24 protein-coding genes are annotated in these 26,427 nt (G+C 27.1%); 20 read left to right on the top strand and 4 right to left on the bottom strand.

The annotated features are described in order from the left end of the window. Positions 1 to 110: 110 nt before the first annotated feature. Together ABGF45_RS05535 and ABGF45_RS05530 are read left to right on the top strand one after the other, a co-directional pair. Positions 111 to 1,415 carry a G5 domain-containing protein gene (locus tag ABGF45_RS05535; RefSeq protein WP_408120182.1) on the top strand — a complete coding sequence of 435 codons (1,305 nt, stop codon included), beginning with the start codon at positions 111 to 113 and terminating at the stop codon, positions 1,413 to 1,415. A gap of 592 nt (positions 1,416 to 2,007) precedes the next feature. After that, entirely contained in the window at positions 2,008 to 2,316 is a 309-nt protein-coding gene (locus tag ABGF45_RS05530; protein WP_408112546.1) for a hypothetical protein, read from the top strand. Between the two features lie 264 nt (positions 2,317 to 2,580). Here the strand turns inward: ABGF45_RS05530 and ABGF45_RS05525 are convergent, their stop codons facing one another. The 3 genes from ABGF45_RS05525 to ABGF45_RS05515 form a co-directional block, all read right to left on the bottom strand. Further along, positions 2,581 to 3,423 (bottom strand): hypothetical protein, encoded by an 843-nt coding sequence (locus ABGF45_RS05525; RefSeq protein ID WP_408112545.1) that lies wholly within the window; start codon positions 3,421 to 3,423, stop codon positions 2,581 to 2,583. Positions 3,424 to 3,439: 16 nt separating this feature from the next. Beyond that, positions 3,440 to 3,901 carry a hypothetical protein gene (locus tag ABGF45_RS05520; protein WP_408112544.1) on the bottom strand — a complete coding sequence of 154 codons (462 nt, stop codon included), beginning with the start codon at positions 3,899 to 3,901 and terminating at the stop codon, positions 3,440 to 3,442. 786 nt (positions 3,902 to 4,687) lie between these two features. Then, positions 4,688 to 5,029 carry a hypothetical protein gene (locus ABGF45_RS05515; protein ID WP_408112499.1) on the bottom strand — a complete coding sequence of 114 codons (342 nt, stop codon included), beginning with the start codon at positions 5,027 to 5,029 and terminating at the stop codon, positions 4,688 to 4,690. 291 nt (positions 5,030 to 5,320) lie between these two features. Between ABGF45_RS05515 and ABGF45_RS05510 the strand changes: the two genes are divergently transcribed. Genes ABGF45_RS05510 through ABGF45_RS05445 form a run of 14 tightly spaced genes read left to right on the top strand, consistent with a single transcriptional unit; the run spans position 5,321 to position 20,823 of the window. Further along, complete coding sequence (locus ABGF45_RS05510; protein ID WP_408111610.1) at positions 5,321 to 6,277, top strand: DUF2232 domain-containing protein; 957 nt, start codon at positions 5,321 to 5,323, stop codon at positions 6,275 to 6,277. Next, positions 6,274 to 8,256 (top strand): DHH family phosphoesterase, encoded by a 1,983-nt coding sequence (locus tag ABGF45_RS05505; RefSeq protein WP_408112498.1) that lies wholly within the window; start codon positions 6,274 to 6,276, stop codon positions 8,254 to 8,256. The genes ABGF45_RS05510 and ABGF45_RS05505 overlap by 4 nt, the downstream gene beginning before the upstream one ends. After that, the gene (gene rplI, locus ABGF45_RS05500; protein ID WP_134711442.1) at positions 8,256 to 8,699 is read left to right on the top strand and encodes a 50S ribosomal protein L9; all 444 of its coding nucleotides are present in this window, start codon (positions 8,256 to 8,258) and stop codon (positions 8,697 to 8,699) included. The genes ABGF45_RS05505 and rplI overlap by 1 nt, the downstream gene beginning before the upstream one ends. Positions 8,700 to 8,711: 12 nt before the next feature. Then, positions 8,712 to 10,043, top strand: a complete 1,332-nt coding sequence (gene dnaB, locus ABGF45_RS05495; protein WP_408112497.1) for a replicative DNA helicase — start codon at positions 8,712 to 8,714, stop codon at positions 10,041 to 10,043. Beyond that, positions 10,036 to 10,614 (top strand): GNAT family N-acetyltransferase, encoded by a 579-nt coding sequence (locus ABGF45_RS05490; protein ID WP_167554095.1) that lies wholly within the window; start codon positions 10,036 to 10,038, stop codon positions 10,612 to 10,614. The genes dnaB and ABGF45_RS05490 overlap by 8 nt, the downstream gene beginning before the upstream one ends. Further along, on the top strand, positions 10,598 to 11,428 hold the full coding sequence (locus ABGF45_RS05485) for a DnaD domain protein (RefSeq protein WP_134711445.1): 831 nt from the start codon (positions 10,598 to 10,600) through the stop codon (positions 11,426 to 11,428). The genes ABGF45_RS05490 and ABGF45_RS05485 overlap by 17 nt, the downstream gene beginning before the upstream one ends. Before the next feature lie 2 nt (positions 11,429 to 11,430). Next, entirely contained in the window at positions 11,431 to 12,381 is a 951-nt protein-coding gene (locus ABGF45_RS05480; RefSeq protein ID WP_134744478.1) for an ATP-binding protein, read from the top strand. Beyond that, positions 12,378 to 13,037 carry an NAD(P)H-hydrate epimerase gene (locus tag ABGF45_RS05475; RefSeq protein WP_134711447.1) on the top strand — a complete coding sequence of 220 codons (660 nt, stop codon included), beginning with the start codon at positions 12,378 to 12,380 and terminating at the stop codon, positions 13,035 to 13,037. Before ABGF45_RS05480 ends, ABGF45_RS05475 begins: the two co-directional genes overlap by 4 nt. Beyond that, entirely contained in the window at positions 13,024 to 14,295 is a 1,272-nt protein-coding gene (gene serS, locus ABGF45_RS05470) for a serine--tRNA ligase (RefSeq protein ID WP_134711448.1), read from the top strand. Before ABGF45_RS05475 ends, serS begins: the two co-directional genes overlap by 14 nt. Positions 14,296 to 14,303: 8 nt before the next feature. After that, entirely contained in the window at positions 14,304 to 15,374 is a 1,071-nt protein-coding gene (locus ABGF45_RS05465) for an undecaprenyldiphospho-muramoylpentapeptide beta-N-acetylglucosaminyltransferase (RefSeq protein WP_134711449.1), read from the top strand. 19 nt (positions 15,375 to 15,393) lie between these two features. After that, a complete protein-coding gene (locus ABGF45_RS05460; protein ID WP_408112767.1) occupies positions 15,394 to 16,467 on the top strand; it encodes a pyridoxal-phosphate-dependent aminotransferase family protein in 1,074 nt (357 codons plus the stop codon). A 9-nt stretch (positions 16,468 to 16,476) separates the two neighbouring features. After that, positions 16,477 to 17,817, top strand: a complete 1,341-nt coding sequence (locus tag ABGF45_RS05455; protein WP_134711451.1) for an adenylyltransferase/cytidyltransferase family protein — start codon at positions 16,477 to 16,479, stop codon at positions 17,815 to 17,817. A gap of 19 nt (positions 17,818 to 17,836) precedes the next feature. After that, positions 17,837 to 19,369, top strand: coding sequence for a lipopolysaccharide biosynthesis protein (locus ABGF45_RS05450; RefSeq protein ID WP_134711452.1), 1,533 nt, complete (start codon positions 17,837 to 17,839; stop codon positions 19,367 to 19,369). A gap of 17 nt (positions 19,370 to 19,386) precedes the next feature. Then, complete coding sequence (locus tag ABGF45_RS05445; RefSeq protein ID WP_134711453.1) at positions 19,387 to 20,823, top strand: O-antigen ligase family protein; 1,437 nt, start codon at positions 19,387 to 19,389, stop codon at positions 20,821 to 20,823. An 89-nt stretch (positions 20,824 to 20,912) separates the two neighbouring features. On the opposite strand, the gene ABGF45_RS05440 is transcribed toward ABGF45_RS05445, so the two are convergent. Beyond that, the gene (locus tag ABGF45_RS05440; RefSeq protein WP_134711454.1) at positions 20,913 to 21,737 is read right to left on the bottom strand and encodes a phosphorylcholine transferase LicD; all 825 of its coding nucleotides are present in this window, start codon (positions 21,735 to 21,737) and stop codon (positions 20,913 to 20,915) included. A 150-nt stretch (positions 21,738 to 21,887) separates the two neighbouring features. Between ABGF45_RS05440 and ABGF45_RS05435 the strand changes: the two genes are divergently transcribed. From ABGF45_RS05435 to ABGF45_RS05420, 4 genes are read left to right on the top strand one after another with little or no spacing between them, the layout of a single operon-like run. Next, a complete protein-coding gene (locus tag ABGF45_RS05435; protein WP_134711455.1) occupies positions 21,888 to 22,763 on the top strand; it encodes a phosphorylcholine transferase LicD in 876 nt (291 codons plus the stop codon). Next, a complete protein-coding gene (locus tag ABGF45_RS05430; RefSeq protein WP_134711456.1) occupies positions 22,757 to 23,713 on the top strand; it encodes a phosphorylcholine transferase LicD in 957 nt (318 codons plus the stop codon). The genes ABGF45_RS05435 and ABGF45_RS05430 overlap by 7 nt, the downstream gene beginning before the upstream one ends. 8 nt (positions 23,714 to 23,721) lie before the next feature. Continuing rightward, the gene (locus tag ABGF45_RS05425) at positions 23,722 to 24,717 is read left to right on the top strand and encodes a stealth family protein (protein ID WP_134711457.1); all 996 of its coding nucleotides are present in this window, start codon (positions 23,722 to 23,724) and stop codon (positions 24,715 to 24,717) included. Between the two features lie 30 nt (positions 24,718 to 24,747). Beyond that, a complete protein-coding gene (locus ABGF45_RS05420) occupies positions 24,748 to 25,914 on the top strand; it encodes a hypothetical protein (RefSeq protein ID WP_408132174.1) in 1,167 nt (388 codons plus the stop codon). Positions 25,915 to 26,427 lie beyond the last annotated feature (513 nt).

The raw sequence follows: 26,427 nt of genomic DNA, 5'->3' as shown, positions 1-26,427 counted from the left end.
TAAAGACACATATGTAATAGAAGTTGAGTTTTCTATAATAGATAAAATAATATAAAAATAAATTTTAACAATAGGAGAAAAATTTGAAAAATAAATTTTATAAATTAATAGTGAGCTCTATTTTAGCAACTTCATTTTTCTTTTTAACACAAAATGCAAGTGATGCAGTTAATGGAAGATGGATTCAACCAACTAAAGATACATGGAAATATCTTGAAAATGGTAAAACACAATATGGATGGAAAAAAGTAGATAAATACTGGTATTTTTTAGATAAACAAACTGGTGTTATGAAAAAAGGTTGGAGATTAATAAATGATTACTGGTATTATTTAGACCCTAAAAATGGGGATATGAAAACTGGTTGGAAATTGATTGATAATTACTGGTATTATCTAGACCCTAAAAATGGGGATATGAAAACTAAGTGGAAATTTATAAATAACAAATGGTATTATCTAGACCCTAAAAATGGGGATATGAAAACTAAGTGGAAATTTATAAATAACAAATGGTATTATTTAGACCCTAAAAATGGAGATATGAAAACTGGTTGGTTAGTTTATAATAATGAAAAATACTATTTACATCCAGTAAATGGAGATATGTTTTTAGGTGATTTTTCTTTAAAAAATGAAAAATTTACTACTAATAAAAATGGAGTTGTTTCAAAATTAGTTTATGTAAATAAAATAGATAATTCAAACTCTACTTCTAGTACAGTAACTCCTAAACCAGTTCCTAATCCTACTGTAAAAACACCAGTAGTTAAAACACCAGTGGTTAAGAAACCAGTGGTTAAAACACCAGTAGTTAAGAAACCAGTGATAAAAACACCAGTGGTTAAAACTCCAGTAGTAAAGGTACCAGAGGCTCCAGTGGTTAAAAAGGACGATGTGAGGGTTGATAGCAAGACTGAAAGGGAAGTATTGAAGTACAAAACGGTTTCAAAACACTCAAGCGGGCAATCAAGGATAAAACAAAGGGGTACTGACGGATATATCGAGAGAACATACAAGATAACATATAAAAACGGCGTACAGGTGTCAAAAGAATTATCAAACACTAAAACAGTAAACCCACAAGACGAGATAATCCAACACTATGTAAAGGTAAGAGACGCTAAATACGAAACAAGAGAAGTAGATGACAAGTCAAGACCAATCCATGAAGGAAAATCAATACCTAGATGGTTCGTATCATGGGGACCAGAGGGTAAAGAGCGTACTGTGGAATATTACTATGATGAGGGTAAAGCATTCAACAGATACGATCAAATTGTAGCAGAGGGTAAGTACTTTGTTAATTGGGGTGACGCCGAGAACGAATTCGACCCAAACGGTGGTAGAGTTATAGGTTATGAAAAGAAAACAGAAAAAGTCAAAGTACAAGACGAAGTTTGGCTGTGGGAATAAGATATTAATATCCAATTTAATAAAAAATTAATTTAAATCAGAGATAGTTGTTTAAATCCCGAGTTTGACACTTTAAAGATAAAAAAACTCCTTAAGTAGTTGCAACAACTTGCTTCTGGAAATTTTAGTATTTTTAAAAATGTAGTAATGTTTATTGTGTTTTAATAAATTTTAGAATTTTTCGGCTGATTTATGGACCACTTTTAGATTAGCATTTACAAAAGATGTTAAGAAATTAAAAAGAGAATTAGAAATTTTACTCTCTAATTCTCTAAATATTTTACTTTAGTTCTTCACCAACACTACTTGTGCCCTATGGGTATTTGACAAAGAACCTATAACCTGACTTTTTGAGTTAGATATAAAAATATGATGCTAAGCTAGGTCTTAAAACCTATGGCTTAGAATCTTTTTAATTTTTCTATTACTAAAAAAAGTATGACGTCAAAAAAAGATTGTATATGGAAGCAAACTCTTTTATATGGGGCTGTTGCAAAATAAAAAATAGCCTTTAAATTACAAAAATTTAATAAAAACATAAAACAAGCCCTAGATTTCAACATCTAGGGCTTGTTTTTGGTATAATATTAATATGAAAAGTAAAAATAATATACCATGCTTAAATTTTAATTTAAATAATGGACAAATTCAAGTTAAAATGGATTTTAATACTGATGTTGTGGTTGAAAATGAGGCTAAATTAATGGTTTTGCAAAATTTAGTAAAGGAATTAAACTTAGATTTAATAAATAATGCTTACTCTCAAAAAGGGAGAAAACCAGTAATAGACCCAATTTCAATGTTTCAGATTTTAATCTATTGTTATTCAGAAGGTATCAAATTTGTTGTGGCTGCGGAAGTGTATAAGTGGGTTTTATTTATTTTATATAATGTAATATAAAACCAAAGGAATGAAAAATAAAAATTTGGTTCTATAATATAATTATAATTAGTATTTAAAAGAACCGAATTTTATCTTTTAATCCTCTTAAAATGTTACTTTAATTCTTAATTAAATCTATGTATATTTGATAAAAAAACTAATATCTAATTCTCCAAATGTCTTATTTTATTTACTGACGATATTTGACTAATAAATTTTTAATTAATATCAAACATTGTGTATTAACTTTTAATAATGAAACACATTCATTAATAATTACATCTATCTTGATATAGAAATATGATATGGAGTTAGGTATCCCGCTCGTTGTGCAGTATACATCGCATTTACAGCTATATTTTGAATACTAGAATACTTGTTAGGCTCAAAATCATAATAATCTCTTATTATCAAATATCCACTTGAACCTCTTTCCCAGCTAAACTTATGTATGGCATAATATAAATCCTTTTGAGATGTTGTTCCAGAATTTGGAAAAGCATCATCACCTGTGCTTTTATATGGTTTATTCTTTAATTTTGAAAAAACTGGAGAATTCTCAACTTTATACCCATTAACTGGTGAATAAACCGAGTTTTTATTTTTATTTTTAACTGCATGAGTTAATAATTCTGATGATAAAACATACCCCTTAGCATAAAACCAGGCATTAACCGCTGCAACCTGTATTCTAAATTCTCGGTATGGATCTATTGTAATAATAGGACTTACATGTGATATATTTTTTAATAAAGATTTCCGGGAATAGTCATTTTTTCTATTTATCATGTTATTATATTTATAGTCATTGTAATCCTTCAATTGTTGTTCAAGTGTATCAATAAGTTCTTTAGTTTTTATAGTTTTATCATGATTTAAATTTCCGGATAGTATCAAATTTTTATAAAATTTGATACTATCTTCTAAACTTTTTTCAACGGAATAATTAATTTCAGATAATTGATTTTCAATAGCATTAATTTGATTATCTAGATCTGATATATTAACCACTTTCGAAATTTGATTATATGATTCTTCATTTGGATCTATAGCATAAACATTAGATTTATAAAAAGTTAAAACGGTAAATAAAATCGCTAAAAAAATTTTTTTATATTTTCGCATAAAAATCCTCCATTTATTATATAATATTTTCAAATATATAATATATTTTCTTATTTTCATCAAATATAATTATTAAGGTCTTGAAAAAAAATGAATCATGCTTGTTTTTTTTTACAGAATCTATAATCTTTATATCTTTCAATTTTATCAATCTTGTTAATCCTGCATTTTTTATCATTTCAGATAATAATTTCATATCACTATCTAATTCTACATGTCTATAGCATTCAGCACAATCAATACTATAATCAAAGTTCTTAGAATTTAATTTTAATATTCTTTGACCATCATTTACAAATCCTCTTTCAGATTCATATAAAACATCAATATTATAAGGTTTTTTGATACTAATTCCCCATGAATTTAATAATGTTTTTTTATAAAAATTGTTATTATATTGTATAAAAAATAAAATTAGAGCAAGTAAAATTAATACAAATAAAATGATCCCTATTCCTATTTTACATTTTCTTTTCAAAAACACCTCCTTATTTCTACAAAAATTATATTGAACATAAATATCATTTAAAAAAATAAATATTAAAAATAGTAATTTTGAGATTTATTTATTTTTTTTAGGAAATCGTTTTTTTTAAAACATAACAAAATACAATTTAAATGTCAAGATAAAATTAATAATATTAAAATAAACTATTTTTAGTATATTAATATTATTTAACATTATAATTATTTTAAAATAATTTAATATTATATACCTTTTCGTTAATACTAAAATAAAAACGTGGTATTAAGTAACACTTAAATTCTTTGATGTATAAATATTATAAAAAAACGTTTTAGAAACTAATCTCCCTTTATTTGCTATATTAGTTTGATTTTTCTTGTATTTTTTATTTAATCATTTTTTGTACATTCTTATATTAGCATTAATATTGTTACATTTATTTTATAATTAAAAGCAGACGGATTTCTAAATTTTCTAAGTTTTGTCCGTAAAATTTTGAATCTTTTGAAGAAAATAGCAGACAAAAAGCCTTTATTCGCCATTTTTGTTCGTAAATTTTAAGTAGGAATGTGAATTACTTCGATAAAAGCAGATGAAATCAATTAAATCGGATATTTTATCCGTAAATTTATCCGAGAAAAGCAGATGAAAGTGTTAAAAATAGAGATTTCATCCGTAAAATATTCAAAATAGGGGTGAAATTGATCTATTTAAAACGAACATATCATTAATATTTCATCCGTAAAATATTCAAAATAGGGGTGAAATTTTTTAGTAATGTATTTTTAAGTGCAATATTTATATATATTTTCTTTCAGATATTTTTGCAACTTTAAAATTGTGTACGAAGTCAAATAAAACGTCAGAACTATAGGCATTATTTAAAAACTTAAATTGTAAAAGTTTTGTAAGTAAAACATCAAGATAACAAATTAGAAAATGTCCAATGATAGTATCTTTTTTTTGTAAATAAACGGATCTAGCATCAAGTTGAGACTTCATTATATGAAAAGATACTTCTATTCTCCAAAGTATATGGTAAGCCTCATATACATCTTTTTCAATCATAGACAGTTCAGAAGTAATAATAAGATTGTAACCAGCTAGTTCCAAAGATTTTTTGATTAGTTTTTCATTCATAGTTACTTTAATTTTGCCATCTGTTTCATTTCCTTTTTTATCAGTTTCTTAAGTTTTTTAAAATTTAAAAAATCTAGTAAATATACTAGCTTAAAGTATGTGATATATTAATTTAATTAAAAAAATCATGGTGCTAAATCATAAATACGGGAACTGTCAAATTCCTTTATATAATATTACAAATTATTCTAGTTATAGATGTGAAAATATATGAATTAGGTTAAGTTATACACTATAATTGTTTTTTTAGCCTTAAAAATGGTATAATAATAGTTATAGAATGGAGAAAATATGATAAAAAATAAAAGATTTGAGAGTGCTTTGGATATTTTAATGACAAGTGTTATTTCACTAATGATTATCTATTTTTTAGGTGTATCTGGGATATCTAATTTATTTTTGTTTGTTCCATTTATAATACTATTGATTAGATATGATATTAAGAAATTTTTAATTTCATTTTTAATTACTATAGTAGGAATGTATTTCATGACGGGTATTTTAAGCACTATGATTTTTGGAACTCTTATATTAATTATGAGTTTTGTTATTTCAAATTTAATAAAAAAACAATGCAAAATAGAAAAAATAGTTAAGATTTCTACATTTGTATATATCGGATGTATTATTTTAACATTTTCAACACTTTATTTTGTTTTTAAGGTTAACATGATTACGGATATTAAAAATTCTATGGAAAACATTGTAAAATATATGGAAGAATCTTTGAAGAGTGATATAAATTTTTCGAGTAATTCAATTGATTTGTATATTCAAACCTTGAAAAGTGCAACAAATTATTTTATAAGTATTATTCCTGGATTTTTGGTAGTTTTTGCAATATTAATCGCATTTTTTAATACAGTTTTTAGTCTTAAATTATTGAAAAAAATAGGATATGAAATAAAGCAAAATACTAAATTGAATAATTTTAGATTAGGAAATGAATTTAGAGCATTTGCAACAGCTGTGGCAATAGGCTATTTAATTTCGCTTGTATTTAAAATAAAAAATATAGATTTAGTAATGAAAAATATATCATTTGTATTGATATTTTTATTATTTGGAAATGGTATATTAACGTCAAACTTTTTATTGGAAAGAAAATTTAATCTTATAGTTGCGTATATCATTGTCATGTTTGTATTTGTATTTTTACAAGGATATATGATATTTGCCTTTATAGGATTGATGGATTTAATAGTAAATTTAAGGATGATATTTAATTTAAGAGAGAGTATAAAATGAGTAATAATTTTTTTGATAAAAAATATTTAAATATATGGATTAATCCAATAATTGTATTTATTATTACAGTAATTTTATTAGTTCTAAATATATACTTTGGAATAATAGGTATAATTGCAACTTTCATTGTATCTGCTGTAGCTTACGACACTTACAAGAAGAAAGATAAAGAAATTAAAGATTATATTGATAAATTGGAAATCTCATTTGAAGGATTTACAAAAAGTGCAATATTTACAATGCCTTTTCCAATTGCAATATTAAACTATAATCATGAATTGGTATGGTATAATGCTAGATTTAAGGAACTTATAGGAGAAAAATCTTCATTAATTCAAATGAAAATGTATAATCTTATACCTGAAATTAATATTGAAAAATTAGATAGTAGAAATTTTTATAGTATGGATATAGTATATGGATTTAGAAATTATAATGTACAGTTTAACTATACAAATCATGATGGAATTAGTCCGATGACTTTATTATATTTTATTGATATTACTGAAAAAGAGGAAACATTAAAAAAATATGAAGATCAAAAAATCGTTTTGATGAATATAAGACTTGATAACTACGAAGAACTTTCACAAAATACATCGAGTGAAAAACGACCAATTATTTTTGCTGAAATAGATAGTAAGATAACTTCATATTTCCATAAATATGGTAGTTATATTAAAAAGAACGACAATGGGAAATATACAGCGGTTGTTCAAAATAAAGAATATAATCAAATGACACAAGAAAAGTTTACTTTTGTTGAAGATGTTAGAAATGTAAATACCGGTGCATCTATGGCACCGACCCTTTCAATTGGTGTTGGTAAAAATGAAGATTCTCCAAGGGCTATTGAAAAATCTGCAAACTCTGCATTAGATATTGCATTAGGTAGAGGCGGAGATCAGATTGTTATAAAATCTAAAGATAAATTAGATTACTTTGGTGGGAAAAATCAAGCTACTGAAAAACGTACAAAAGTTAAAGCTAGAGTTGTAGCTCATGCGTTGATGCAATTAATTGATAAATCTACAGATATTTATATATCAGGGCATAAAAATCCTGATATGGATTCATTTGGTTCAGCATTAGGTTTGTGGCATGTTGCAACTAAAAGAAATAAGATAGCATATATTGTTTTATCAGAGATAACTCCTGCAATAAGAAATTTATATGATTATGCAGTAGAAGAAATAGAAGGTTTGAAAGAACATATTATTGTTCCTGATGAAGCATTTGAAAAAATAAAAGAATCATCACTAGTGATAGTGACAGATAATCATAGAAAAGCATCAATCGAGGAACCTCGTATGCTTGAAAAGACAAAATCAGTAGTAATAATCGATCATCACAGAAGAGGTAGTGATTATATAGATAATGCTATATTGAATTATATTGAACCTTATGCATCATCAGCATCAGAACTAGTTACAGAAATGCTGATATATATGGATGAAAAAATAGAAATCGATAAAATAATTGCAAATGCTCTGTTTGCAGGTATAGTAGTTGATACAAAGAGTTTTAATCAACAAACAGGAGTAAGGACATTTGAAGCAGCTGTTGTATTAAAAGATAATGGGGCAGATTTAGGTATTGTAAATAAACTTATGAGTGAAGATTTACAAATTTTGAAATATAGATCGGAAATAATATTAAATTCTGAAATATACAAAGATAAATATATTTTTGGTGAATTTAATTATGATTTTGAGGAATCAACACTTATAGCATCTCAAGCTGCAGATGAAATGATGAATATTGGGAATATACAGGCATCATTTGTGTTTACTCTCTCAAAAGGGAGAGTTCATATTTCTGCAAGATCTTATGGAGATGTATCTGTACAACTTATTATGGAAAAATTGAATGGGGGTGGACATAGAACAATGGCTGCTACTCAAATAGATTCAACAATAGAAGAAGCAAAAGAATTGCTTAAAAAAGCAATTTCTGAATATGAACAGGAGGAAGATTAATGAAAGTTATATTAAAAGCGGATGTTAAAGGTTTAGGGAAAGAAGGCGAATTAGTAAATGCAAAGACAGGTTATGCAAGAAACTTTTTATTTCCAAATAAATTAGCAGTAGAAGCAACAAAAGAAAATAAAAAAGCATGGGAAGAAGAACTAAGAATTAGAAAAGAAGAGTTTGAAGCCAATAAAGCTGAAGCTGAAAAATTAAAAGAAAAGTTGGAATCATTATCAGTGGTTGTAAAGAAAAAATCAGGAAATGATGGAAGATTATTTGGTTCTGTTACATCAGGAGATATTGCTAAAGCTTTAGAAGAAAAAGGCATAGAAATAGACAAAAAGAAAGTAGAATTAAGTGATAATCTAAAAATAGCTGGAAACTACGTAGTTAAAGTTAGAGTTTTCCCGGAAATGTTAGCAGATCTAAAAGTAGAAGTTAAACCGGAATAATTGGAGTAATATATGGAATCAAATTACGCACCAAGTGATATAAAGACAGAAAAAGCCATTTTAGGGCTTGTAATAGTTCATAATGATTTGGTGAATTTATTATTAGAAAAAATTAAGAGAGACGATTTTTATGACCTAAGAAATTCTGTAATTTATGATGCCATATCTGAATTAAGTTTTGAAAATTCTCCAATAGACTTTAATATGATAAATGATAAGTTAAGTTCTAAAGGGACACTTGCAGATGTTGGAGATGAAACATATGTTATGACCTTACTTGATAGCACATATTATAGGGCTAATTATGATTCATATTTAAATATTGTAAAAGAAAAGTCTATGCTTAGAAAATTGTTAACATTTGGAGATGATGTAATTAATAAAGTTCATACAACTAAAAATTCATCAGAAGAACTAATAGGGGAATTTTCAGAAAAACTGTTTAAGTTAAGTAGTTTTGATAATAATGAAGGACTTGTAAAACTTGAATATACAATGGAAGAAGCATTTAATCATATATTAGAAATGTCTCAAAATGATGGTGATATCACAGGAGTTACTACAGGATTTAGAGATTTAAATAGACAATTATCAGGCTTACAAAATTCCGATATGATATTATTAGCTGCAAGACCATCTGTAGGAAAGACGGCCTTAGGAATTCATATGGCACTTAATGCAGCTTTAGCAGGAAAAAAAGTGGCGGTATTTTCACTTGAAATGAGTAGAAGACAAATATTTCAAAGAATTTTATCAATTATAACAAATGTTGAATTGCAACACATAATTTCAGGTAAAATTCCGGAAGAGGATTGGCAATTATTATATGAAAAATCAAATATAATACCAAGTATTGATATGTACGTTGATGACACTGCAAGCATATCATTAACAGAACTTAGGGCAAAATCAAAACGTATGAAACAAGAACATGGTATTGACTTGATACTTATAGACTACCTTCAACTAATGACTACAGATATAGGTAGAAATGAAAATAGACAACAGGAAATTTCAAATATTTCAAGAGGATTAAAGGCGTTAGCTAAAGAATTAAATATCCCGGTATTAGCTCTTTCACAATTATCAAGAAAATCTGAAGAAAGAACTAATAAACGACCTATGTTATCAGATTTAAGAGAGTCTGGGGCTATCGAGCAAGATGCTGACGTTGTAATGATGCTATATCGTGATGATTATTATAATGAAGATTCTGAAGAGCAAAATACAATTGAAGTAATAATAGGAAAACATAGAAATGGTCCTACTGGTACCGTTAAATTATACTTTAAGAAAGAAAATACTAAGTTTTATGACTTTGAGCATATGCAAGAAAATGAATAAGGAATATTATTTAAGACCATTAAAAAAAGAAGATGGCATATTATTAAGACAATGGACAGATCATGATGATCCGCTTTTTGTTGGATATAATTATAGTGATTTATCTGATAAAGAATTGGATATTTGGTTTAAGATGAAACAAGGCAGAAACAATGCATTATATTTTTCAATATTTAATATTGAAGGCAAATTAATAGGCTATATTGGGATAAAGGAAATAAATAAAGTATTAAAAATAGCTAAATTAGGTATCGTTTTAGATTCTAAGTTTATGTCTAAAGGTATAGGTTCTAAAGTGCTTCAGCAATTTTTAAATTTTTATTTTGAAAAATTAAAAATGAGAAGATTAGATTTAGAAGTAAATGCATGGAATACAAGGGCTATAAATTTATATAAAAAGTTTAATTTCAAGATGCATTCCTCAGAATATATAAAATTTGAAAATCAAGTTATTGATATTGAAGAAGAAAAATATGAAGGTTATTTTGAAAGAAAAAATGGAATTATATTTACTAAAATATATGAAATGAGATTGAAAAGGCAGGAGTATTTAGATGAGATTAGAGATTGAGCAAAATATTATCGACTTAGGTACTACACCAATTGAAAATATGTTTATAAATACTTATTTGTCTTTTGCAAATGATGTACAAATAAAAGTGTATTTATACGCATTATCTGTTGCGTATTGTGAAAAACAGGAAATTTCAAATGCTAATATTGCAGTAGAAATGAAACTTACAGAGGGACAAGTAGTAGATGCTTGGCAATATTGGATTGACCAAGGATTGGTAGAACAAAGTGGAGACAAGTATATATTTAAGTCTGTTCGAACCCAATATTTACAGTCAATGTATGGAACAAATGACCATAAGGGGAATTCATTTTCCAAGAGCCCATTTGAAAAAGAACAAATGCAAAAAGAAGAGATTTACAATAATTCCCCTGAATCTATTGAAAGTAGAGAACTTATTGAAAATATAGAAGAATTTATATCTCAAGGACAAGATATACCTAGAAAATTGAATCCTAGAGAAATTAAGAAAGTACTAGGAACAATGAATGATTTTGGAGTAAGCTGCGATTTCATATCATATGCGTATATGATGGCATCTAATATTCGGGGTGTAAAAGCAGTAGATCAAATAATGGCAACAATCAGAAATTGGATGATTGATGGTGCTACAAATATAGAAAAGCTTGAAAAATATCTTGAACAAAAAGAAAATAAAGAAAAAGAAAATAAAGCTGAAATCAAAAATAATAAATCTCAAGCTAAAAAGGTTTCACTTGCAGATAAAGATGACAGGATGAGCAAAGAAGAGAGACTAAAATTTGTTCAAGAAAAAATGAAAAAGAAACTTCCAACTAGAAGAAGGAAATAACTATGAAAACAGTTCAAGAAATATTAGAAGATAGAAGAAGGCAAAATGAAATTAATTTGGAAAATAGAATTAATGAAATTAAACAAAAAGTGCCTAGAATTATTGAAATTTCAAATGAAATAAAAATAAAAAATATCGAAAGAATAAATAATTTAATTTCAAAAAAATCATGTGAAGATATTTCTATAGAAATTTCAAAATTAATTTCTGAGAAAAAGCATTTAATGAAAGAAAATAATATTCCTGAAGATTATTTAGATATGAAATACCATTGTGAAATTTGTCATGATACAGGAATTGACGGGACTCATACTTGTGAGTGTAGAAAAAAACTAGAAATTCAGAAGTTATATAAAGATAGTGAAATTGAAGAGATTATAAAAGAAGAAAATTTTCAAAATTTTAATTTGGAACTGTTTAGAAAAGATCGACAAATTAATGAAAATCTAAGTCCATATGAAAATATGAAAGATTTAAGAGAACAGTTTTATGATTATGCAATTAATTTTAGCAGAGATTCTGTAAATTTGTTTTTATTTGGACCTGTTGGCACAGGTAAAACCTTTATGATTAATAGTATTGCAAAAGAAGTGTTAGATAGAAACTTTTCAGTAGTGTATCTTTCGGAATCAGATCTTGTTAATTTAATTTTAGAATATAAATTTGCATTTTCAAATCAAAAATCAGATCTTTTGCCAAGAATAAATTCAATATATAATTGTGATTTACTCATAATTGATGATTTAGGTTCAAATAATATTAATGATAATACAAAATCAGCGGTTTTTGAGGTTTTAAATAAAAGAATTGTAAAAAAACTTCCGGTAATAATATCATCTAATTTGGACACGGAGGATGTTAGGTCTGCATATGACACGAGAATTTATTCACGTATTGTGGGAGAATTTTATCAAAAATATTTTTATGGAAATGATGTAAGGATAAAACAATGAATTATATCTTAAGGGATGAATTTAATAGATTAAAAAAATACAATATTGAAGAACTTGGTATAAAACCTGAAATTATCATTGAAAATCAAGCTTTAAAAGTAATAAAAAATATTGATTTAGATAGAAGAAAAACTTTTGGTATACTTTGTGGGCTTACAAACAATGGTGCAATCGGATTAGCTATTGCTAGAAATTTGTTTGCACTTGGAAAACAAGTTGAAATTTATATTATCGATAATAAAGAAGGTGTAGATGAGGATTTTGAATATCAATTTAGTTTGATAAAGAAATTAAATATAAAAATAAATGATCTTGAAACTTTAGAAGAATTACAGAGTTTATCGAGTGATTTAAATAGAGTTAATACTATAATAGATGCAGTTACAGGATTAGAATATAAATTTATGTTTAATGGTACAACAGAATACATTATCGACACTATAAACAAAGCAAGGATTTACACTATTTCAGTAGATATTCCATCAGGATTGGATTCTGATGATGAAAATTCAAATCTGAAATGTATAGATTCAGATATCGTTGTTACATTTCATAAATTAAAAAAAGGATTAAATAAAAAACATAGAATTAATAATATAGAAATTTTTGTAGAAAATATCGGATTATTTGAGAGAGGTAAAAATGTTAGATATTAAGCTTATTAGAAAAGAAAAAGATAAAGTTATCGAAGGATTAAAAAAGAGAAATGGAGAATTTCCAATTCAAGAAATTATTGATCTTGATGAAGAAAGAAGAGCTTTGATTACCGAAGTAGAAGCTAAAAAAGCAGAACAAAATCAAGTTTCTAAATCAATTCCTCAATTGAAAAAAGAAGGAAAAGATGTTTCTTCAATTTTTGCTAAAATGAAAAAATTATCAGCAGAAGTGAAAGAAATGGATGAAAAAGTGAGAAATTTAGATTTTGAAATTAGAAATAAATTACTTTACATACCAAATATTCCAAGTGAAGATGTTCCTTTAGGAAAAGATGATAGTGATAATGTTGAAATTAGAAAATTTGGAGAACCTAGAAAATTTGATTTTGAACCAAAGGCTCATTGGGATTTGGGTGTAAATTTAGATATTTTGGATTTTGAAAGAGCTGCAAAAATAACGGGAGCTAGATTTTCAATATTTAAGGGCTTAGGAGCAAGATTAGAAAGATCTATAGCTGCATTTATGCTTGCAACACATACTGAAGAATCAGGCTATACAGAATTATCTGTGCCATATATGGTTAATAGAGATTCAATGATAGGTACAGGACAGTTGCCAAAATTTGAAGAAGATGCATTTTATTTACCAAGTAAAGATTTCTTTTTAGTACCGACAGCAGAAGTGCCTGTTACAAATTATAGAAGAGAAGAAATATTGTCATATGAAGAATTGCCAATTAAATATACAGCATATACTCCTTGCTTTAGACAAGAGGCCGGATCAGCAGGAAGAGATACAAGAGGATTAATAAGAAATCACCAATTTGACAAGGTTGAATTAGTGAAATTAGCAAAACCTGAAGATTCTTATGAAGAATTAGAAAAATTAACATCAGATGCTGAAAAAATTCTACAATTATTGAATATTCCATATAGAGTAGTTATGTTATCATCAGGAGATTTAGGATTTTCATCAGCTAAGACATATGATATTGAGGTTTGGATGCCATCATATGGCAGATATGTTGAAATTTCATCGTGTTCAAATTTTGAAGATTTTCAAGCCAGAAGAGCAAACTTGAGATATAGAGATGAAGAAGGAAAAGTTCAATTTGTTCACACATTAAATGGTTCTGGATTAGCAGTAGGAAGAACATTTGCAGCAATTTTAGAAAACTATCAAAATGAGGATGGTTCAATTACTATTCCGGAAATTTTGAGACCATATTTAAATAATAAAGAAAAAATATCAAAATAGGAAATAATATGTATAATGATAAAATAGTGCTTACTGGAGGGGGGACAACAGGACACGTTTCAGTAAATTTAGCACTTATACCGTTATTAAAAAAAGAAGGGTGGGATATTTACTATATCGGATCTAGAAATGGGATCGAAAGAGATTTAATAAAAGATATTGAAGGGGTAAAGTATATTCCAATTTCCACGGGAAAATTAAGAAGATTTTTATCGTTTAAAAATTTTTTAGATGTTTTTAAGGTTATGTGGGGAATATTACAATCTATAGTTATAATATTTAAGATTAAACCATCTGTAATTTTTTCAAAGGGAGGATTTGTTTCTGTGCCTGTTATTGTTGGAGGATGGGTTAATAGAGTACCTTCAATTGCTCATGAATCAGATTTAACACCTGGATTAGCAAATAAATTAGTTCAACCATTTGTAAAAACTATATTTACTACATTTCCGGAAACTGAAAAATATATAAAGTCTGGAAAAGGAAAATTTTTAGGACCTGTAATTAGAGATGGACTAAAAAATGGAAATAAAGTTTTAGCTAAAAAGAGGTTAAATATTAATAATGATAAGCCAACATTATTAGCCATGGGGGGATCTTTAGGTGCTGAATTTATAAATAAAACAATTGTAGATAACCTAGATTATCTAACATCAAAATATAATGTTATCCATGCAACAGGAAAAGATGGATATAATCCATCAATTCAACATGAAGGGTATTATCAATTTGAATATATTAAAGAAAATTTAAAAGATATATTTGATTTATCGGATATTGTTATTTCAAGATCTGGTTCAAATGCAATTTTTGAATTTTTATACTATCAAATTCCTATGATTTTGATTCCTCTACCAATGACTCAATCAAGAGGAGACCAGATTGATAACGCCAAATCATTTGAAAAAAATGGATTTGCTAAAATGATTTTGGAAGAAGATTCAACTAGTGAGAAATTATTAAATTTAATTGACGAAACATATACAAATAGAATAGAATATATTTTTAATATGAAAAATTTTAAATTTGATGATAATGTATTGAAAATATATGATAAATTAAAAGAATTAAAAAAATAAAATTATGGAAGGAAAAATTATGATTAACTTTACAGTTGGTCCAGTCCAATCTTCGAAGGCTGTTAGAAAGATTGGTGCTGAACAAGTGCCTTATTTCAGAACTCAAGAATTTTCAGATGTAATGTTAGAAAATGAAAGATTAATAAAGGAATTTGCAAATGCAAGTGATGACTCCAAGGTGGTATTTTTAACAGGATCAGGAACTGCATCAATGGAAGCTACAGTAATGAATACTTTATCGAAAGAAGATAGAGTTTTAATAGTAAATGGTGGTAGTTTTGGACAGAGATTTGTAGATATATGTCAAATACATGAAATACCTCATGATATTATTAAATTAGAAGCGGGAAAAGCCTTAAAACAAAAACATTTGGAAAAATATGAAAATGCCGGTATTACAGCATTTTTAGTTAATGTACATGAAACTTCAACAGGTGTTCATTATGATATGGAATTAATTAGTGAATTTTGTAAGAGAAATAATATATTTTTAATTGTTGATGCAATAAGTTCATTTTTAGCTGATAATTTTGAAATGTCAAAATGGAATGTTGATGTTATGATTACGGGTTCCCAAAAAGCATTGGCGTGCCCTCCGGGAATTTCAATTATTCTTCTATCACAAAGAGCTGTAAATAGAGTAAATGATTCAAAAGTTAAAACATTATATTTTAATCTGAAATCAGCTTTAGAAAATGCAAAAAGGGGTCAAACTCCATTTACGCCAGCAGTAGGTATACTTTTACAAATTAATCAAAGGTTGAAAGAAATTGAACAATCTGGTGGACAAGTTTCTGAACAAGAAAAAATTGAAAAGCAAGCAAGAGATTTTAGGGATAGAATTAAAGATTTTCCATTTGAAATAGTATCAGAGTCTTTATCTAATGCAGTTACTCCTTTAAGAGCATTGACAGCTTCAGCATATGACATTTTTTTAATTTTAAAGGATGAATACGGCATATGGGTAACTCCAAATGGAGGAGAATTAAGAGAAAAAGTATTTAGAGTTGGACATATTGGAGAATTAACAGTAGATGATAATACTAAGCTTATAGAAGCTTTTGAAGATTTAAAAGCTAGAAACATTATTTAGGGGAATATGATGAAAAAGGTTATAACTTATGGAACATACGATTTGCTTCATTATGGACATATAAGATTATTAGAAAGAGCAAAGGCTTTAGGAGATTATTTGATTGTAGGTGTTACAGCTGATAATTTTGATATGACTAGAGGTAAAATCAATGTTCAACAATCTCTAATTGAAAGAATAGAATCTGTTAGAGAAACTGGTATAGCTGATGAAATTATTGTTGAAGAATATGAAGGACAAAAAATAGATGATATCATAAAATATGACGTCGATATATTTACTGTTGGTTCAGATTGGAAGGGATATTTTGATTATTTAAATGAATATTGTGAAGTTGTTTATTTAGATAGAACACAAGGTATTTCAAGTTCTGAATTAAGAACTGAAACAAGAAAAATTAGATTGGGAATTGTTGGAGATTCTTTATTCTTAAATAAGATAGAAACGGAGAGTAAATTTGTAAATGGGATAGAAGTAAATTCCATATTTACAAAAAATATTGATAATCTATCAGATGATATAAAAAGGTTACCTTATATAATTAGTGAAAATTATGATGAATTTTTAAATAATGTTGATGCAGTATATATAAGATCTAAACCTGAATTTCATTATAAACATATAAAAGATGCTATATTGGCTAAAAAATCTGTTTTATGCGAGTCGCCAATGACATTGAAAATTGATGAGTGGGAAGAATTAAACAGTTTAGCAAATGAAAATAAAGTTGTATTGATGAACTCCATTAAGACAGCATACTCCACAGCATATTCGAGATTACTACTTTTATTAAAAGGTGGTAAAATTGGAAAAATAATGTCAGTTGATTCAAATTGTACAAGACTTGAGGATGTTTTTGATTTTGATTATTATAATAAAAACTGGAATAATATTTATGAATGGGGGCCAACAGCTTTATTGCCAATATTTCAGATATTAGGTACAAACTATAAATCAAAAAATATGATAGCTCATTACATAGATAAAGAAAATAAATTTGATGATTTTGTAAAAATTGATTTTATTTATGACAATGCAGTAGCATCTATGAAAATAGGCTCCGGAGTTAAGACAGAAGGATATTTAGTTATATCAGGGACAAAAGGATATGCTTATGTACCGGCACCATGGTGGAAAACAGATTATTTTGAATTAAGATATGAGAAAATTGAAGAAAATAAGAGATATTTTTATCAGTTAGATGGAGAAGGAATCAGATATGCATTAGTTGCATTTGTTAAATCCATAGAGTCTGGGCGTGTATTATCTAAAATTACACCAGATGTTTCTAAAGGAATTATTAAGTGTATGGAAGAATTCTCAGATTCTAGAAATGTAATTAAAATTTGAGAAATTTAAGGAATAATTAATGAGTAGAACAAAAAATGTATTAAGAAATAGTGCTTGGGGAATAATATATAGATTAGTTACAATGGTTGGACCATTTTTAATAAAAACTATAATAATTCATCAACTGGGTATCCAATATAATGGACTAAATGGATTATTTACATCTATTTTAACTGTTTTGAATTTAACTAATTTAGGATTTTCTTCTTCATTAGTTTATATGATGTATAAAGCAGTAGCAGATGATGATAAAGAAGCATTATCTGCAATGCTAAATTATTTTAAAAAAGTTCATAGGATAGTGGGAAGTATTATTTTAATTATGGGATTGGCATTATTGCCTTTCTTAAATTTATTTGTTAAAGGTGAGGTTCCAAGTGATTTAAATCTTCACATATTATTTGTAATATTTTTATTAGAAGTTGTGTTTGATTATATACTATTTTCATATAATACTTCTTTATTTACAGCATATCAGAGAGAAGATATTACATTAAAGATTCAAACTGTAAGATATATTTTTCAATATATAATACAAGCTTTAATTTTAGTGGTGTTTAAAAATTATTATTTATATGCTATATTTTTACCTATAATGGTAATTTTAAATAGCATAGGTTATCAAATAAAAGCTAGAAAAGAATATCCTGATATTATATGTAGAGGCTTATTGTCTGCAAGAGATAAACAACAAGTTTATCAAAAGGTATTTACCTTATTTGGGCATAACTTGGGAAATACATTTTTAGTAAGCGTAGATAGTATTATTATTTCGGCTTATTTAGGATTAACATCATTGTCAATTTATAGTAATTATAATTATGTGCAGACTGCTGTAAATGGATTGATTCAAGTTTTTTCGGGTGGTAGTTTATCAGCAATAGGAAATAAACTTATAACCGATACAAGAGAATCAAATTATAAATTCTTTTTAATAATGCACTATATATGGTTGGGGCTGGTAGGAATCTCAACAGCGTTTATGTTATGTTTATTTCAACCATTTATAGTAGTTTGGGCAGGACAAAAGTATTTGTTGACAAATTTTGAAATGTATTTTGTAGTTTTATATTTTTATGCGTGGGTGTTTAGAGTTATGACTTTAACATATAGAAATGCAGCCGGACTATGGACTAAAGATTGGTTAAAGCCATATATTGGAATGATAATTAATGTTGTAGGCAGTATCTGGATGATACAAGCAACTCAAAGTATAATAGGTGTACTTGTACCGACTATATTTGTTTTTTTCTTCATATATTTTCCATGGGAAGCGTATGTTGTTATAAAATACAAATTTAATACGAAAGGAATTGAGTTTTTTAGTAAGATTGTTTATTTGATTTTTGTTACATTAATTGGATGTTTATTATCTTATTATATTTCAATTAATTTATTTTACGTAAATAATTTTAGATCTTTTGTATTGAGATTTTTTATTGTTTTATTGGTTTTTCCTATTATTTGGATTTTAACAACATTTAGGATGAGTGAATTTAAGTATATTATACAGAGGATAATGATTTTTGTAAAAAGTAAATTATTAAAATAAGGAGTTAGTTTTTGTTTATGAAATTTATATCAGATTTTTATTTTATGATAGATAGTTTATATTATAAAATTTCGAGTGTGTTTTCAAAGAATAATTTAAGAAGAATGTCATATTTGGGAGCATTTTTATTATCATTGCAGTTTATATTGAATAATATGAGCTTTTTGTGGTTGTTTACAGAGGGCATAGGTATTTTAAATAAATCCGTAGGATTTATTTGGGAATTTACGTTTTCAATATTTTTTATATTAATGTTTTTAATTTTATTTAAGGAAAAAAATGAAAAAGTTGAAATAAAATTAAAAAATTTTAATTTTTGGATAGTGTTACCTTTGACAATTTTTTCTATTTTTTGGACATTGTCTTCATTTACAGCAGGTTTTGGTAGACTTAAATTGACACTTATTATTATATTTTTAATTAATCCTGTAATTTTTAGATTAAGTAATCTTAACGAATTTAAAAATATAGTAAATAGATTTATTTATTCAAATATGATTTTGGCATTTGTTTATTACTTGTTATCAATTATATGGATGCCATATGCAGGAATAAGATACCATGCATTATCTTTTAATCCAGCAGCTGTTGCTGTATTGTCATTAAATTTTATAATTTGTGCATTATACTTAAGTTATATTTCAGATAAGTTTTTAGTTAAATTATATTCGAATTTTATTGTAGGTATTTCTATAGCCATGATTCTATTGACAGAAACTAGGACGATAATAGTTGTTTTAGCAGTGTTATTATTCTTTTACTATACATATATAATTATGGTTAAAGGTAAAAAACAAATTTTAAAACAAATAATAAATATTTTATATGTATTATTTATTACGTTAATGTTTGTATTATTTATGAATAAAGTAAATTCAATTGATACATATAGAAGTAAATCAGATTTTAAAAATAATTTTTATTATAAAGCTATAACTATTCTTAATAAGAAGAAAGTTCCTTTATTTTATAAGGCAGATAAAGAGGAAGAAAAGAAGACGAATGTTTTTAAATTGTTTGATAGATTTAGCATAGAAGATGAAAAAAAAGAAAAAGAAGATGTTAATGGTATTTTGAGTGGAAGATTAAAAATTTGGAAAGATTATATAAAAAGACTTGGAGTATTGGGTCAAAGAGAGTTGGATAGAGATTATAAGAGACAAAATAATATTCCGGTTCATGCACATAATATATACTTACAGCTATCATATGACGCAGGTATTATTGCAGGATTATCAATACTTATTTTGAGTATATATTTATCGATTAAAACTGTGATAATTTACTTTTCTAGAAATGATGATAAATTAGGACTTTTATTGGGATTAACAACAATTTCTTATGTATTGAGAGGATTAGTTGAAGCAAGTTATTCTCCACTTTATTATAATATAGGATTTATATTATTAATTGCCATAATGCCTTTTATGGTTAAATTAAATAAGGATAAATAAAAGCGAAACATAATTAAATGAACTGGCCAGAAATTTATGTTTAAATACAAATTTTTAGCAGGTCAGTTCATTTAAGAGTGTTTCGCTTTTTAATAATTTTTTTCAAAGTTTATTAATTTTACACTATGAGTCTCTCTTTTTTCAACAGGAGGAATCTCCATATATTCTCCATAATAGGTTTTTAAGTGTTCATCATAATTATTGGGAACTGGAAATTCATAGTCTTCAAATTTTAATGTTTTTGTTGGGAAAATATTATTTTCATAAAAATAGTATGGATCATTAAAACTTAAACAAGCTAATTTTTTATTATTATATGATTCATTAGCATACTTTGTAAATTCATTATTAATTTTTTCATCAAAAATTTTTGCAGGTATAAACATAAATAAGATTCTTGCTAATTTCTTTTTTAGCCACCCTATTATAAAAGATGAAGAAAAAGTAGGTTTTTTATTTACTGTTGGAACATATTTTCTAATACCTTGTCTATTAAGTTTTATGCATTTTTCAACGTATTTTTCAGTATTTTCTAATGGTAATGTGTCAAATATGAAAACATCTACATATATTCCATGATGCATATTTAATCCTCTAAATGCCCATTCAACGAATGATGTATTATTTTTTCTTACTTTTGCATAAAAAAGAGGATATTTTTTATCTGTGTTTTTAGTTTGTAGAAAATATTCATTTCCAAAATCTTTTTGAGCAACTTTTAAAAATTTTTCATAATCTTCCCTTAACATTGCAATATCAATGTCATCATCCCATGGGATAAATCCTTTATGTCTTACGGCTCCTAAAAGAGTACCGGAATCAATCCAATATTTTATATTGTGTTTTTTACACACTTCATCTATCTTTTTTAATATTTCTAGTTCAATTTTTTGAAGTTTTGTCATTTTATGCATAATTAAGCCCTCTTTATAATATGTTATATAGATTATTATAGTTTACATATAATTCAATATCAATAATAAATATATTCTAATCATTAATTTTACAACATTTTTTCAATTTGATATAATTGTAAGTATATTAATAATAGAAAGTGTAAGGATATGGATATAAATAACGAATATGGAATAAAAGATATTCAAGAGAAATTATTAGAAATTTTAAGATATTTTGATAAATTTTGTAAGGAAAATAATTTAAAATATGTATTAGCAGGAGGGACCCTTTTAGGAGCAGTTAGAAATAAGGGGATTATTCCTTGGGATGATGATTTAGATGTATTTATGTTAAGAGAAGATTATGAAAGGTTAATTAAAATTTGGGATGAAAAAGCTGACACGAAAAATTATTCATGCTTAAGATCAAATGATAAGTATAATATACATCATGCAGCTACGGAAATTAAAGACAACAATACTACATTTATCAATAATCATAGCAAAGATTTAGATATAAATCACGGATTAATGATAGATGTTATTCCTTTGGATAATATACCTTCAAGCAAATTTAAGAGGATATATCAAAAAATCAATGCGTTCATATTTTCATGTTATAATTTTCAACGATTACCTAATCATAAAAGTAAATTGATTTATTATATGACATATATTGCATTGAAGCTTGTTCCATCATTTAAGTTGAAATATAAAATATGGAAAAAAGCTGAGGACAATATGATAAGAGCTGGAAAAATAAATGATGGTATGATAGCGTCGATTATTGAAGGACCTACTATTATGAATCAAATTTTTCCAAGGGATTGGGTTGAGAATCCTGAATATTTAGAATTTGAAGACATGGTGGTGCCTGTTCCTAGGGATTATCATTCTTGGTTAGAGATGTCTTACGGTGAATATATGATTCCACCTAAAAAAGAAGATAGGGTTTTGAGACATGATATATTTTTTTATGATATGAACACGCCATATAAAAAATATAGGGGGATTAAATACTTTACTAAGGGGGAAAAATGTTAAAAAAAATAAAAAACGCTTTTTCAACAAGAAAAGCACTTCAAGTGAGTCCTCCAACAGATATTGTTAGAGAACTTTCTGATGATGAACTAAAACAGTTACAAAATTGTTTTTTAGAAATCTTAAAGGATATAGATAAGGTATGTGAGGAAAATAATATAACTTATATGGCTGCAGGCGGGACAGCATTGGGAGCTATAAGACATGATGGTTTTATTCCTTGGGATGATGATGTGGACATATTGATGCCTACTTCTGATTTGAAAAGATTTTTAAGGATATTTGATGAAAAATTAGGAGATAAATATGAAATAACCTCTCCAAATTCTAAATATCAAATTGAAAGTATGATTACAGCTGTTTATAAAAAAAATACATTAAAGGCATCATTTGGGGCGTATAATACACCATTTCCAAAGGGTGTACATATAGATATTTTTCCAATAGTTACAGTTCCGGAAAATGGATTTATAAGAAGAATTAAAGGAATTACTTCTTTATTTTTACAGTATATTGCTGTTTCATCAATATTTTATAAATATAGAAGTGAAGAAAAAAAGAAATTTTTTTATCAAACATCAGCTGGAAAATTTAATTACAGACTAAGAATTCTAATAGGATTTTTATTTTCATTTAGAAAATATGAAAAATGGGCTAATTTATATGATAATTTTGTAAAAGGTCCAAGAAAATCAAATTTATGGGCTGTTCCAACAGATATAGGACATTATTTTGGACATATTATGCCAAAAGATGTATATTATCCTCCGGTAAAAATGAAATTTGAGGACATGATGATAAATGTACCTCATAATATTGATGAATATTTAAAAAATCAATATGGAGATTATATGATAATTCCTCCTGTTGAAGATAGAGAAAAACATTATTCGGTTGGTTTTAGTTTAAATGTTGAAGAAGATTTGAAAAAGGGAAAAGATATTTATAGTTAGGAGAAAATATGGAATATCCAATAGATATTGTAATACCATGGGTTAATGGATCTGATGAGGAATGGCTAAAAGAAAAGAGAAAATATACACCTCTAAAATCTTCAGATAATAATATTGCGAGATATAGAGAATGGGAAACTTTTAGATATGTTTTTAGAGGCATAGAAAAGAATATGCCATGGGTTAGAAAGATACATTTTTTAACTTGGGGGCACACTCCAAAATGGCTTAACGTAAATCATCCAAAATTAAACATTGTAAATCATAAAAAATTTATACCAAATGAATATTTACCTATGTATAGTGCAAATGTAATAGAGGTTAATTTACATAGAATTCCAGGTTTGAGTGAGCACTTTATATATTTTAATGATGATGTTTATCCGATAAAAAGTTTAGAAAGAGAAGACTTTTTTATAAATGGATTGCCATGTGATACAGCAGTTTTGGGAGCTGTAAAAAATGATAGTCAGGAAAATTTTATGCCTTATATAATGTTAAATTGTTTAGGGGTTATAAATGATTATTTTAATCAAAGAGATGTAATTAAAGGTAAATTAAGTAATTGGTTTAATGCTAAGTATGGAAAATATAATCTTAATAATTTATATTTGTTGCCATGGAGTAATTTTTTAGGATTTAGAAATTTTCATACAGCCCATAGTTTCTTAAAGTCTACTTTTGAAGAATTGTGGGAAGAGATACCGGATGCATTGGAAAATACATGTAAAAACAGATTTAGAGATAAGATGGATTTTAATCAATATATATTTAGATATTGGCAATTAGCTAAAAATCAGTTTGTTCCCAAAAAACCGGATTCATCTTATGTAAATGTCGGAAAAGTGTCAAGAAATGATTTAGAAGATATAATATTAGGTAAAAAATACAAAATAGCATGTATAAATGACGATCCAGGAGATTTTGATTTAGATAAAAAAAATAAAGAGTTAGAAGAATTGTTAATTAAATTATTTCCAAAAAAATCTAAATTTGAAATATAAAAAATTTAATAATTGAAAGAGGAGAAGAAAATGAAAAATAAAATTAAAAATATGTTGTTTATTATAAGTTTGATAGTTACAATTGTATTATTAAGTAATGTATCACAAGCTCATCCCGGGAAATTAGATAGTAATAATGGACATTATTGTCGGACAAACTGTGAACGTTGGGGGTTAAAATATGGAGAATATCATAAGCATACAAAAGATGGAGGTTATTATAATTCTAAAGGTCAACGTTTTACTAAAGATGGGAAATTAGTTAATTCTGAATTAATTAAAAATTCATGGAGTAAAGTAGGAGAAAGCTGGTATTACCTTAATGAAAATGGAGAAAAAGTTACAGGTTGGGAAAAAGTATCAGGAAAATGGTATTACTTAAAATCAACAGGAGAAATGGCAACAGGTTGGGAAGAAGTATCAGGAAAATGGTATTACCTAAAATCAACAGGAGAAATGGCAACAGGTTGGGAAGAAGTATCAGGAAAATGGTATTACCTAAAATCAACAGGAGAAATGGCAACAGGCTGGGAAAAAGTATCAGGAAAATGGTATTACCTAAAATCAACAGGAGAAATGGCAACAGGCTGGGAAAAAGTATCAGGAAAATGGTATTACCTAAAATCAACAGGAGAAATGGCAACAGGTTGGGAAGAGGTATCAGGTTATTGGTATTTTTTAGATAGAACAAATGGAGATATGAAAACTGGTATATTTTATGCTGATGGTAAAAAATACCAAGCAGATTCATCAGGTAGATATTTGAGAGTTGAAGAATCAAAAACTCCAGCACCAGGAAATCAAACACCAACAATTACTTTTGGAGATATTACTTGGGACTTAGTAAGAACACGTACTCAAGCTGAATTAGACAACCTAGAAGTAGGACTTGGTGTCAGCACAAACATTGAAGGTAAGGTACACGGAGATGGCAGAGTAATTATGGGAAGCAATCACGCAGACACTTGGGTAGGAACATTCCATGATGGTATTAATAGCATTAAAATTAAAGATACTAGAGGCGAAACCAGAACTTATGTATTAATAGACCAAAAAATTAACAGACTAGTTGATGAAATTTATGACATAGGCTGGGACATAGTAAAAAAAGGTGGAGACTTAGTGATTATAATAACTTGTATGCCAGATTCTTATGATGGTCAAAGAGAAGCTCTTTGGGTTTACAAAATGCAGTAAGAAAAATATTAAACAGTATGTTGGAAGACATACTGTTTTTTTGGTATGACGGGCATGCCGTCAGTCTGTGGTGAAAGTCCACAAGAGGTGTAGTTGCCGACGAACTCCATAGTGATTCCCAAGGTTTGCATCGTGAGGTGTAGGCGAGAAGAAGGGATAGCAAAATCGTAGCCTGACGAACAGAAACCTAATAATAAGGCTTGCATAGCGGGTAAGCGAGCCATGAGTTGTGAAGCCCTAAAGGCAAACGTAACCTATGCAAGTAGATTAGGCAGGTAGACGAGGAAAGACTGAAGACTTATCCCGTGAGGTCTCACAGACGGTCATTAGCAGTGGTAACAACTAACTGTGAGAAGTCAGCCGAAGCCATAGTAGTGATGAAGTTTCTGTAATGGAAACGTAGCGAAAGGCTGAACAATTCAAAGAGTCAACTTGACTTGCCAAAGTAACCGCTCATACCCGACTAGAATGGAAGTAGCAAAGACGTAATGGAGCGAACATTCATAAGAGATA

Source organism: Helcococcus sp. KG196, from assembly GCF_046035495.1.
GTDB classification, from domain to species: Bacteria; Bacillota; Clostridia; order Tissierellales; family Peptoniphilaceae; genus Helcococcus; species Helcococcus ovis.
This window is presented reverse-complemented; position numbering and strand designations above follow the sequence as displayed.